The sequence below is a fragment of the Bacteroides sp. genome (genome assembly GCA_036351255.1).
Taxonomy (GTDB): Bacteria; Bacteroidota; Bacteroidia; order Bacteroidales; family UBA7960; genus UBA7960.
Window position 1 is genome coordinate 84,984 of sequence record JAZBOS010000128.1, and the last position, 12,190, is coordinate 97,173.

The window sequence follows — 12,190 nt, forward strand, 5'->3', positions numbered from 1 at the left end:
TCTAATACGCTTTGGGCTTTTTATTGCTTTGGCATCAGGGCTTCTTTGTGTCTAAGGGCAAGCACCCGGCCGATATCGTCCATTCGCAGGTTGCGGGCCGCTAGAAGAACTTGCAGGTGATAAACCAGGTCAGCAGCCTCATCCAAAAAGCGCTCGCTGTCAGGGTTGTCGGCTTCCATTGCCAGCTCAACGGCTTCTTCCCCCACTTTTTTGGCCGCTTTTCGCGGACCGCCAGCGAGTAAGCGAGCCGTATAACTCTCCTGTCCGCCGGTTTCCCGGCGCGACTCGATGACGGCCTCCAGCTTTTTCAGAAAACCCATATCGGCTTCATTCTTTTCGTTGAAACAGGTATCCTGGCCGGTATGGCAAACAGGTCCATCAGGAAGGGCTTTTATAAGCAGGGTGTCGTTGTCACAATCGGGAATAATTTCCAAAACATGCAAGAAATTGCCCGAGCTTTCGCCTTTGGTCCATAGCTTTTTCCGGCTGCGGCTAAAAAAGGTTACCAGACCACTTGCAACAGTCTTTTCTAATGCCTCAGGATTCATGAATCCTACCATTAGCAGTTTATTCGTCATTGCATCCTGCACCACGGCAGGGAGCAGACCGGATAGTTTTTCGTAGTCCGGATTAAGGGGTGTCAGTGTTATCATTGTTGTCATTGTTTTCAGGTTGTCATTGTTGTATGGTTAAGATCTAGTCAATTCTATAATGAGGTTATGATACCTCAATTCAAATAAGTACTCTAAATCATTCTTTAGAGTACCATTTTTTCAATGGGTACCACCAGAATTCCTTCGGCCCCGGCTTCCTTCAGGTTGTCAATGACTTCCCAAAAGTCGTCTTCGCTGACGACGGAATGCAAGGATGCCCAGCCTTTCTGTGCCAGGGGAAGAATCGTCGGACTTTTCATCCCGGGGATCAGTGAAATAATCTTGTCGAGTTTATCTTCGGGTGCGTTGAGCAGGATGTATTTGTTGCGTCGGGCTTTTTGCACGGCTTCCATGCGAAAAGTCAGCTTATTTAACAAGGTCTCTTTTTCTTGCGATAGCTTGGGATTGGCGATCAGCACGGCCTCACTTTTCATGATGACTTCCACTTCCTCCAGGCCATTACTAAGCAAGGTCCCGCCACTGCTCACGATCTCGAAAATGGCATCGGCCAGTCCAATTCCAGGGGCGATTTCCACCGAACCGCTGATGGGATGGATCTCGGCAGTGATCTTATTTTCTGCAAGGAAGTCTTCAAGAATGGCAGGGTAGGAGGTGGCAATTCGTTTGCCTTGCAGATAGCTGCGGCCGGTGTATTCGGCATTACGGGGCACAGCCACTGAAAGGCGACAGCGCGAAAATCCAAGATTACGAATGACATCCACTGATTTTTTCTTCTCCAGCACCTCGTTCATTCCCAGAATGCCTATATCAGCTACCCCATCAGCCACATACTGGGGTATGTCATCGTCTCTTAGCAGCAGTATTTCCATAGGGAAGCCCTCGGCTACGGCCTTGAACTGGTTGTTGCCGTTGCTGACTTTAATACCGCATAGCTTCAGCAGATCTTTTGATCCATCGCTCAGGCGTCCGCTTTTTTGTATTGCAAGGGTTAGTTTTTGTGTTTTCATTGGGTATTATTTCTTTCTTGTTTAAGATAAAAAAACCGGGGAACTGCCTTTGACTGGCAGTTCCCCGGGATAATGGGTTAATTAGAACTGTATGCTATTAACCTATACCAATTGCGGACCACCACTCGCGTAGTTGTGAATGGTGATGATGGTGCAGCGTGCTATAGGTTGAGTTTCTCATTTTTGCGTTTGTATTTAAACAGATTGCAAAGGAAATTGTTTTTTCAATACAAAAATATTTTTTTTTAAAATTTGTGAACATGGAACCCTTTTTCGCTTAATTCCATTGAGGTTAAATAATGATATTGATCCTCAATCAGTGGGTAATCCCAGCAGCCCATGCTGTGGAATATTTGTCCACCAAAACCTGCTTTAAAGCGATAAAGCCCATACAGGGGATGGGAAGGGTCAGGGGAAGGCGATACGCCGAACATATCATAATCACGGCAACCTCTTTGTTTGGCGACGTTTATGGCATTCCATTGAAGGGCGTAGGTGCCCATCAGGTGCTTGTTCTCTGATGATGAGGCTCCGTAAAGATAGGATGCCCTTCCACCAGCAAGAACCAGAAACATGGCAGCCAGGGGAGTACCCTTGTGCTCAGCCATCAGCAAAATCACTTCGGTGTCGGTTTGTTCCTGGCGGGCCGCCATTACTGCCCTGAAATAATCCAGGCCGTGCAGGGAAAAATGGTTGCGGGTAGCAGTCTCTCCATACAGTGCATACCAGACATCCAGATCTTCTATCCCCATCTCGAGCACTTCCACACCCTTGCGTGTTGCTAAACCGATATTATAGCGGGTTTTGGGCTTCATGCCTTGCAGCAATTCCCCGGGACTTTTAGTCAGGTCGAGGAACATGGTGTTACTGGGGAGGTTGTTGGAATAAGCCTTATGAAAATTCCAGCGGATGGTATTCATATTGAATCGTAGTTCCTGCATCGATTTGCCTGGGGGTCCCATCCACCATCCGTCCTGGTCGTAAAACTGCCTGTCGGTAGCCCACAGCGACTCCCAGAAGAGGTCGTAACGAAGGGAGATGCAGTTTTTGGGCAGGAAGGGTCGCAGGCTTTCCGACAGCTCCTCGAGGAACAAGCCCTGCTGCTCCTGCGAAGGCTCAAGTTCAGGCCCATAGGGCACATAAGCAACAGTATGCTGCCGGCTCACTGGCTTGATCATAAGCAATACATCCGATCGTATCACACCCTTCTGGGCAGGGTCATTCGTCAAAGCAGAGCGCCCCGATTTGAATTCTATTGCCAGGGATTCCTCCCCCAAGTGGTCTTTGACTTTCGACCAGAAAGTGGTCTGCTGGACAATGGGTGTTGAAAATAGCGCTTCAGGATCCTTGGGCTTAATATCTGAAAGCATTTTTATTTAAATTCTATAATTTTTTCTAAAAATTTGAAAAAAAGATGATAAACAATTATTTACTGAAGCAGGCAAATTTAACCTCTAAAAACCATAAAGCCAAATCAAGCGCAAAAAACTTTAATTTCTTTCTTCCAGATCTTGTACAATTCATATAAATGATTTATATTTAAACAATTGTGCTAATCTCAGAAGGCCATGCGGGTATTATTGATACAACCGCCTGAGAATAAGTTCAGCATTGCTCCGGGCCGTCTCGAACCCCTTGGTTTGGAGGTTTTGGCCGCCTGCATTCCAAACCACGAGGTTCAGATCATAGATTTGCGTGTGGATTCCTTCAGTGAGCTGAATCGCCAGCTTACGCTTTTTTCCCCGGATGTGGTTGGTATTTCTGTTAACAGCACCATCCATGTCATTGAAGCCCGGGCATTATTAAGGCATATCCGCGAAAAGCACCCCAGGGCCATCACCGTCGTTGGCGGTCATCATCCGACGATGATTCCCCAGGATTTTCACCTGCCAACGGTCGATTTCATTTTCCTTGGCTGGGCCGAAAAAAGTTTTCCTGCCTTCCTGGAAAGCCTCAAAAAAGGAAAGGATTTTAATGGGGTTGAGGGCCTTGAAATGCTTGAAAATGGCAGTCGAGTTTTCAGAAGCGAAAGCCCTTTCAATCTAAAAGCCAGCGAGATTCCCTACCCGCGCAGGGACCTTGTGAAGAAATACCTGAAGAGCTACCGCAGTGATTCGTTTATGCCCACGGGCCTGGTCAATACTACCAGGGGCTGCGCCAACCGCTGCACCTTCTGCTCGGTGTGGAGGTCGAGTGGGGGCCAAGTGGTCATTCGCCAGCCCGAGGATGTGTTTTATGAAATTGCCAGCCTGCCCAAAGGCGTTAAGCACGTTTTCTTTGCCGACGACAACTCCTTTCTCAGGCCCGATTATCAGCAAAAGCTTGGCGAGCTGATTCGGGAAAAAGGCATCCGCCTGAAATACTCGGGCTACTGCCGTTCCGATACCATTACCCGCCACCCTGAGCTTATGGCCCAGTGGAAGGAGATCGGCCTCGAAAACCTTTGCGTGGGCTTCGAAGGTACCGATGACGCTACCCTGGAAGCCCTGAATAAAAGAAATGCCATTGGCAGCAACGAAGGAGCGGCCCGGATCTTAAACAGGCTGGGCATCCGTTTCAGGCCCCATTTTCTCATTCAGCCTTCATTTGAACAGGCAGACTTTGACCGGCTCAAGGCCTATGTGCACCGCCTCAGGCTCGACAGCCCCATCTTCCCCATCTTAACCCCTATTCCGGGAACCGAGTCCTATGAGGAATCCCGCGAACATATCATTCTCGATTACCATTATTTCGACTATGCCCATGCCGTCACCCAGACCCGTATGCCAGTCAGGCGCTTCTACCAATCGTGGATTGCCCTCTATTTGAGTTGCTATTCCTTTCAGGTGACCCTTGGTCATTTCTTCAAAAAACAAATGGGAAAGCTTTTGGGGAACCCGCAAATAAAGGATGAAAATCATCATATGGAGATTAGAAAGTTGTTTTTGCTCAGACTGGCCTCCATCATTCTAAAGAAAAAACTGAAAGCCCATTGGCACAGGGTCGAAAAAATGGGGAAATAAGGCCTGAACGGGATAATGGTTACCTTTACCCATGCCAAAATCACAAGCCCTTCAAAAATACTTTGCTTTGCGCGAAGAGCTCGACCAGCAGTGCACCCGGCATTTTGCCTTGCACGCCCCTCATCTCCTGTGCAGGGAAGGCTTTGATCACTGATGCATTGACTTCAGCATTTTCCCAGTAGAATATTATGCCATCCTGGAGCAGGCTGGACCTGAATTGCAAAAAGGACAGGCACCTTCTGTTGAAAAGGCTTGTCATTTTCTGGTGAATCATCGCTGAGTGATCTACGCATACCGTCCCATCATATGCCGCACCCAAGGGTTGCCGCTTCTTTAAATGGGTGAGGACAACTGGGAGCTCTCGGCTTGCGAGTTTAATTTCACGGCCTTTGATTTCGATGGCTTTCATGAAGGAAATACCTTCCCACAGGACCATTACAACAGCCGACTTTACATGATCAACAAGGAATTTGTTGAATCCCTTCAGAGACGACCAAATCAAGTGAATGACTTGCTTTCGCTTAAAAGTTTATTCTTTCAGTTTGGGATTTTGTTAAATAGTTTTAGTCTTCAAGTTCATTTTTAGAAACATTTTCTATATTTATGGAAAACTTTATTTCAAACCAAAATCAATATTCATTATGGGAGATAAATCAGACAATAACAGCAAATGCCCTGTGACAGGTGCAAGCGGGAAGGCCAAGTTTGGCGGGGGTGGTACCCAGAATCGCGACTGGTGGCCGAACCAGTTGAAACTAAATATCCTTCGTCAGCATTCACAGCTGTCGAACCCTATGGGTGAGCATTTTAATTACGCTGAAGAATTCAAGACGCTTGACCTTCATGGCATAAAAGCGGACCTTCAAAAGCTTATGACCGATTCGCAGGACTGGTGGCCGGCCGATTTTGGACATTATGGCGGGTTGTTTATTCGCATGGCCTGGCACAGTGCCGGTACTTACCGTACAGGTGATGGTCGAGGCGGAGCAGGAGGGGGACAGCAACGCTTTGCTCCCCTCAACAGCTGGCCTGACAATGTGAACCTGGACAAGGCCCGCAGGCTACTTTGGCCCATCAAACAAAAATACGGCCGCAAAATCTCCTGGGCCGATTTAATGGTTCTAGCGGGCAACGTTGCTCTCGAGTCTATGGGCTTTAAAACCTTTGGTTTTGCCGGTGGGCGGGAAGATCATTGGGAGCCTGAGGAGGATGTATTTTGGGGTGCTGAAACTGAATGGCTGGGCAACAAGGAGCGTTACGAAGAGGAAAATGACCTTGACAATCCGCTGGCCGCCGTGCAGATGGGGCTAATTTATGTAAATCCCGAAGGACCCAATGGGAATCCAGATCCACTGGCTGCTGCCAAAGACATTCGACAGACTTTTGAACGTATGGCCATGAACGATGAAGAGACCGTAGCTCTGATTGCAGGTGGGCATACCTTTGGGAAATGCCACGGTGCCGGCGATGCCGGCCTGCTGGGGCCTGAACCCGAAGCCTCCGGCATGGAAGAGATGGGCCTGGGGTGGAAAAGCGCCTTTAAAACAGGTAAAGGCGACGATACCATTACCAGTGGCCTGGAAGTGACCTGGACGCAGACCCCCACAAAATGGAGCCATTTATTTTTCAAGAACCTCTTTGAAAATGAATGGGAGCTGACCAAAAGCCCTGCAGGGGCCTATCAGTGGGTGGCTAAAAACAGCCCCAAAGATGTGCCTTACGCACAGGATCCCAACAAAAAGCATCCCCGTACCATGCTAACCACTGACCTCTCGCTTCGTTTCGATCCGGTGTATGGGGAGATATCCAGGCGTTTTTATGAGAACCCTCAAGCCTTTGCCGACGCATTTGCCCGTGCCTGGTTTAAGCTGACTCATCGCGATATGGGACCGCGGGCTTGCTACCTTGGACCTGAGGTGCCTGAGGAAGATCTTATTTGGCAAGACCCTATTCCAGCTGTTAATCATAAACTGATTGACGGCAATGATATTGGAGCCCTGAAGAAAAAGGTCCTTGGAACTGGGTTGACCGTATCGCAGCTGGTACGCACCGCCTGGTCCTCAGCTTCCACCTTCCGCGCCTCGGATAAGCGTGGAGGGGCCAACGGGGCGCGCCTCAGACTGGCTCCGCAAAAAGACTGGGAGGTTAATAATCCCAAAGAACTAGCCCAGGTACTGGACGTCCTGGAAAGTCTTCAGAAGGATTTTAATGCCTCGCAAACCAATGGAAAAAAGGTTTCCCTGGCCGATCTGATCGTGCTGGCTGGCTGCGCTGCAGTTGAAAAAGCCGCTCAGGATGCAGGCGTAAGCCTATCTGTACCTTTCACTCCTGGGCGTATGGATGCCTCGCAGGATCAGACTGATGCGGCTTCGTTCGAAGCACTCGAACCCGCTGCTGATGGCTTCCGCAACTACCTTAAAGCCAAGTTTGCAATGCGCACGGAGGAGCTATTGATCGACAAAGCCCAGCTGCTCAAGCTAACAGCACCCGAGATGACGGTTCTTGTGGGCGGTATGCGCGCTCTGAATGCCAATTTTGATGGATCTAAACACGGCATCCTTACCGACCGCCCCGGAGTCCTTTCCAATGATTTCTTTGTGAACCTGCTCGACCTGAATACTGCATGGAAGCCCGTTTCCGAATCGAAGGAGATATTTGAAGGTTTCAATCGCAAGACAGGAAAGACCAAATGGACGGCTACCCGAGCCGACCTGGTTTTTGGTCATCATGCTGAACTCAGAGCCGTGGCAGAGGTGTATGCCTGTGCTGATGGAAAGGAGAAAATGGTTAGGGATTTTGTGTCTGCCTGGAATAAAGTAATGAACCTCGACCGTTTCGACTTGTTTTAATTTTTTTATTTCCTGTAAAGGATAAAATACAGGAACCCGGGGCAGTTCTGGTCTGGCAAACGCAATGATTGCAATCGTTTGCTATATTTCAGGGCTGCCCCGGTTACATTTAAGCAATTCAAAACCTCGATTTCAAGCGGTTCCAGAATGCCAATATACGGTTCATTGGACCGACCAGTTGTGAAGTGGATGTAATCTCTTTCACCTGCTCTTCTTGTGAGGGCTGGTATATTTCCTCAAACAGCTTGATCAGGTTTTTCTTCACCACTCCACGTAATGGGATTCTCGCCATCATTCCATACATGGCCGCATTTCCTTTAGCTTCAGCCTGAGGATTGGCTAGGGCATAATTCAGGGCAGCCTTTACATCTTTCATATATTCGTCAATAGCAGGCAGGTTACTGGGCAGAATGGTAAGGTGGATGCAAGGGGGGAGTTGCTGTCGGTCGACTAGCCAGCCTTTGTCCTCCAGGTAGTCGGCAATAACAAAGATGTCGGGTTTATTAAGTTTTGTGCGGTATGCCAGCAGGTTGATTTTGGGATTTCCGAGTACTTCCAGTTCGGGGATGGAGTGAAAGAATTCGGCGAGGCGGTTTTTGCCTTCAATGAGGCGGCGGGTATTTTCCATATAGCCTTTCTGGCCCAGGTGCTGTATGGTTGCCCAGGCAGCCGCGATGGCTCCACCCGGGCGGGTGCCCAGGATAGTGGGCGAAACATACACCCCGCCGCGAAACTCGGTGGAGATGAAGAATTGGTTGCGCAGGTAATCCATGCTGCTATACATGATCAATGAAGTTCCCTTGGCGCTGAATCCAAACTTGTGTATGTCGAGCGAGATAGAGGTAACGCCAGGCAGGCGAAAGTCCCAGGGCTCATCCCAGTATCCCAGTTTCCCGGCCCAGGGAAGGATAAATCCTCCTACACAGGCATCCACGTGCAGGGGGAGGTTGTTTTCCTGGGCGATCCTGGCAATATCCTCTACCGGATCGATAATACCATAGGGATAATTGGGCGCGCCGCAAACCACCACCAGGATGTCGTTATTGATGCGTTTCTGCAGGGCCCTGGCATCCATTCGGAAGTGATCATCCAAAGGAACCCGAACTAACTGCATATCAAGCAAGTGGGCCGCTTTCTCGAAGGCGGGGTGAACCGTGGCAGGCGCCAGGATCTTGTTCCTTTTACGGTTTTTGTATTTGTGCTGGGCCCATTCGCGGTAGGTGAACATGGCCAGGATGATGCTTTCGGTGCCTCCCGAACTCATCGTTCCAACGGCCTGGGGGTTATGCAGCATTTGAGCAGTCAATGAAAGGACCTCAGCCTCCATTTTTTTTAGGCTGGGGAATGCAAAAGCATTCAGGTAGTTCTCTGAAAAATAACTCGTGTAGGCTTTCTGCAACAGTTCATTGTGTTCATCATTCAGGTAATAAACCAGGCTCCATACCTTACCTTTTTTCCAGTGGATATCTTCCCCGCGCCTTTCTTCCAGCTCCCGGAGGATATCCTCCGGATCCCTGCCTTCGTTTGGAAATGAGACTTTTTCCATGCTCTCAAATTAAATTGAAAACCAATAATTTTGCTCTTGGGGAGGTGTTACAAAAAAATATTTTTGAAATTTACAAAATCTCATCAAATTTTTAGAGTGAATAGCTAAAAAGTTGATTACCTGTTAATATCTATTTCCTCAATAGGCAGGACTTGATATACGAAAACCCTTCAGGCCCTTGAAGAAGGACAGGAAAGCAGCCCTGATGACCAGGTAATGATTAGTTTTCAAAGACTTTGAACCTACCAAAAGGAGAATAAGGATTAGGGCCTTTCAGCAAAAGGCCCTAATCCTGTAAAGGAAGGTCGGGGGATTTATGAATATCTTCTTCTCCTCTGGTTTTGAAAGGAATTGGAAGGTTTCCGCTGGACTTTAGGGATCTCTTGCGTAATGGTGTGGTTCAATAGCGGATACATCACATTTTCCGTTTCTGGGATCTGTCTTCCGATCAGGCGCTGGATGTCCTTCAGATATGCTTTTTCTTCCGTATCGCAAAATGCAATGGCAGAACCGTTGGCGCCGGCGCGGCCGGTGCGGCCAATGCGGTGCACATAGGATTCGGGGATGTTGGGCAGTTCAAAGTTGATCACATGCGAGAGGTCGTCGATATCAATTCCCCTGGCAGCGATATCGGTCGCCACAAGGACCCTGGTTTGTCTTGATTTGAAATTGCTAAGCGCTTTCTGGCGGGCATTTTGCGATTTGTTTCCATGGATGGCTTCGGCCATAATACCGGCGCGGCTCAGGTCGCGTGAAACCTTGTCGGCACCATGCTTGGTGCGGGTAAATACCAGTGCCCTGTCGATGGTGTCTCCCTTTAAAACTTCGATCAGCAGGTTCTTTTTATTTTTCTTGTCTACAAAATAGACGGACTGATTGATCGTATCTACGGTGCTCGAAACGGGGGTTACGGAAACCTTCGAAGGGTTCACCAATATGGTATCGGCCAGCTGTACAATAGCAGGAGGCATGGTAGCGGAAAAGAACAAGGACTGCCTTTTTCTAGGCAGGCGTGCGATCACTTTTTTTACGTCGTTCACAAAGCCCATATCGAGCATGCGGTCGGCTTCATCCAGCACAAAAAACCGGATGTTATCGAGGATTACATGACCCTGGTTCATCAGGTCGAGCAGGCGGCCGGGTGTGGCTACCAGGATATCCACGCCTTTTCTAAGGGCATTGACTTGGCTGTGCTGGTTTACACCGCCAAATATGACATGATACCTGAGGTTGGTATGGTGACCATAAGCCGCGAAACTTTCGCCGATTTGTATGGCCAGCTCACGGGTAGGGGTGAGGATCAGGCTCCTGATGGGACGCTTGCCGCCATTCAGGTTTGTCTCTTGCGAAAGCAGTTGTATGATGGGGATGGCAAAGGCAGCCGTTTTCCCTGTGCCTGTTTGGGCGCAACCCAAAATATCATTCCTGTTCAGGACCAATGGAATGGCCTTTGCCTGGATCGGCGTGGGAGTGGTATAGCCCTCATGCTTTACAGCCCTGAGGATGGGCTCAATTAAATTTAAATTTTCAAAAGTCATTATATAGTATTTGTTTTCAGACCGGAATCAATAATAAAGGTTCTTGTTCACCGGTCTGATGAAAAAGAATGCTTTTTGTTTAAACCTTTAATTTGGGGGAATGATATTCCGGAGGTATTGACAGACTGTTTCTCTGTCGCATCGACTGCTTTCGCAGACCTTTATTAACGTTTAAACCTGCCCAATCATTCTGGGACTTCTTGCCGTTTGTCAAATGTATTTTTTACGGCGAGTGCAAAGATACGCATAATACCAGTGGCTTTTACAATGTCCGAAAAAAGCGGCTTACATTGACCTCCTTTGGCAGGCTAAATGATTTTTCTGTAAGCAATCTTCTCAACTGTGCTGCATACCAAGGTGCCTGTATTACGCCTTTAGATCCCAGCCCGTTAAAGATGGCCAGCTGGGGGTGGAGGGGGTGGAAACCCATTACAGGAGAACGATCTTTTGCCACGGGCCTCATGCCGGCCCAGTGGTCAACCACCTCATAAGGCACCTCAAGTATTTTATCCAGTTTTTCCCTTAGCTCGCGCAGCCCTTCCTCTGTTGGCTCATAGTCCAGGCTTTGGTGACTATACGTGGCGCCCACACGGAAGCGATGCTGGCCCAGAGGCAGGATAAAAACCTCATCACGGATGATGTATTGCTCCTCCAAACCCTCGGCAATGATCTCAATGACTTCGCCCTTATTGGCTAATAATCCATAGTCTTTGAACCAGGGATTTTGGAGTGCTCCAGGCCCTTCACAAAATACAATCTGCTCGGCTTGAATCAATCCATTGACAAAGACCCTGCCCGGTAGGAAACTTATCATTTCATAATCGAGTAAGTTGTTGATAAGCCTGTTTTTCTCTCTGAGCCAGCGGGCCATTGCATAAATCAGCCCCGCCACCTCCAAAAAACCTGAATGACCAATAATTGCAGCCGCTTTTTCATGTTTTAGTCCGGCAATATTTCCCGCAGGGAAAAATCTAGTGATATATCCGCTGAGCTCCCCATTCTTTGCCATTGTCCATTCGGGGATGGTTTGGGGCAGGATTAGCCTGGCCGAAGGGATTTTAAAAAGCAGTTTGACTTCCAGCAGGTCTTCCAGGGCCTTGTACGAGTTTCTCAGCGCAGGCAGCATGACGTCAACCTTATCGGCTAAGAGAATTTTACGGGCTACCAGGGGGTGAAACAACCCTGCTGCAGCCTTGGATGAAGTATTGGGCAGGCCGGGGTCCATCACCATGAAATTCACCCCATGTTTCCACAACTCCCAGGCCAGCAAACTGCCCGCCAGTCCTTGTCCGATAATCAAAACCTGTGTGGTAATCAAAATGAAAGAATTTGGTAATTCTATTTTGCGAATACTTAAAGATAGTTTAATTGACAGAAACGTATGATACGCAGAAAGAAAATTGTGAAAAGAAAAAGATTTGGATAATAACCCCCAATGCCTGTTTTTCGAAAAAAGTTTTACCCGGAACCCCCTGCTGTTTCCATCTCTTAGGAAAGGGGGCATCCCAAAGCTTTTCAAAAAGAATTTGATTTTGATTTGACACGTATTTTAAACGTATTTTAGACGTAGTTCAGACGTGCAAAACCGAATAAACTACGTCTGAACTACGTGTTAACTACGTGTTAACTACGTC

9 protein-coding genes are annotated in these 12,190 nt (G+C 48.3%); 2 read left to right on the forward strand and 7 right to left on the reverse strand.

Annotated elements, in window-relative coordinates; translation table 11 throughout:
- Positions 1–20: 20 nt before the first annotated feature.
- From hisIE to V2I46_12700, 3 genes are all read right to left on the reverse strand, one after another.
- The gene (gene hisIE, locus V2I46_12690) at positions 21–653 is read right to left on the reverse strand and encodes a bifunctional phosphoribosyl-AMP cyclohydrolase/phosphoribosyl-ATP diphosphatase HisIE (GenBank protein ID MEE4178354.1); all 633 of its coding nucleotides are present in this window, start codon (positions 651–653) and stop codon (positions 21–23) included.
- A 104-nt stretch (positions 654–757) separates the two neighbouring features.
- A complete protein-coding gene (hisG, locus tag V2I46_12695) occupies positions 758–1,621 on the reverse strand; it encodes an ATP phosphoribosyltransferase (protein ID MEE4178355.1) in 864 nt (287 codons plus the stop codon).
- 245 nt (positions 1,622–1,866) lie between these two features.
- Entirely contained in the window at positions 1,867–2,991 is a 1,125-nt protein-coding gene (locus V2I46_12700; GenBank protein MEE4178356.1) for a peptidoglycan bridge formation glycyltransferase FemA/FemB family protein, read from the reverse strand.
- A gap of 198 nt (positions 2,992–3,189) precedes the next feature.
- Between V2I46_12700 and V2I46_12705 the strand changes: the two genes are divergently transcribed.
- Entirely contained in the window at positions 3,190–4,623 is a 1,434-nt protein-coding gene (locus V2I46_12705) for a radical SAM protein (GenBank protein ID MEE4178357.1), read from the forward strand.
- A 40-nt stretch (positions 4,624–4,663) separates the two neighbouring features.
- On the opposite strand, the gene V2I46_12710 is transcribed toward V2I46_12705, so the two are convergent.
- Positions 4,664–5,059, reverse strand: a complete 396-nt coding sequence (locus V2I46_12710; protein MEE4178358.1) for a hypothetical protein — start codon at positions 5,057–5,059, stop codon at positions 4,664–4,666.
- 205 nt (positions 5,060–5,264) lie between these two features.
- Here V2I46_12710 and katG point away from each other — a divergent pair, with 205 nt between their 5' ends.
- Positions 5,265–7,472, forward strand: a complete 2,208-nt coding sequence (gene katG / locus V2I46_12715; GenBank protein MEE4178359.1) for a catalase/peroxidase HPI — start codon at positions 5,265–5,267, stop codon at positions 7,470–7,472.
- Positions 7,473–7,590: 118 nt separating this feature from the next.
- Here katG and V2I46_12720 read toward each other — a convergent pair whose 3' ends face one another.
- The 3 genes from V2I46_12720 to V2I46_12730 all read right to left on the reverse strand — a co-directional run bounded on the left by V2I46_12720 (position 7,591) and on the right by V2I46_12730 (position 11,874).
- Entirely contained in the window at positions 7,591–9,018 is a 1,428-nt protein-coding gene (locus V2I46_12720; protein ID MEE4178360.1) for an aspartate aminotransferase family protein, read from the reverse strand.
- A gap of 314 nt (positions 9,019–9,332) precedes the next feature.
- Complete coding sequence (locus V2I46_12725) at positions 9,333–10,556, reverse strand: DEAD/DEAH box helicase (protein MEE4178361.1); 1,224 nt, start codon at positions 10,554–10,556, stop codon at positions 9,333–9,335.
- 262 nt (positions 10,557–10,818) lie between these two features.
- Positions 10,819–11,874 (reverse strand): FAD-dependent oxidoreductase, encoded by a 1,056-nt coding sequence (locus tag V2I46_12730; protein MEE4178362.1) that lies wholly within the window; start codon positions 11,872–11,874, stop codon positions 10,819–10,821.
- Between the last annotated feature and the right edge of the window lie 316 nt (positions 11,875–12,190).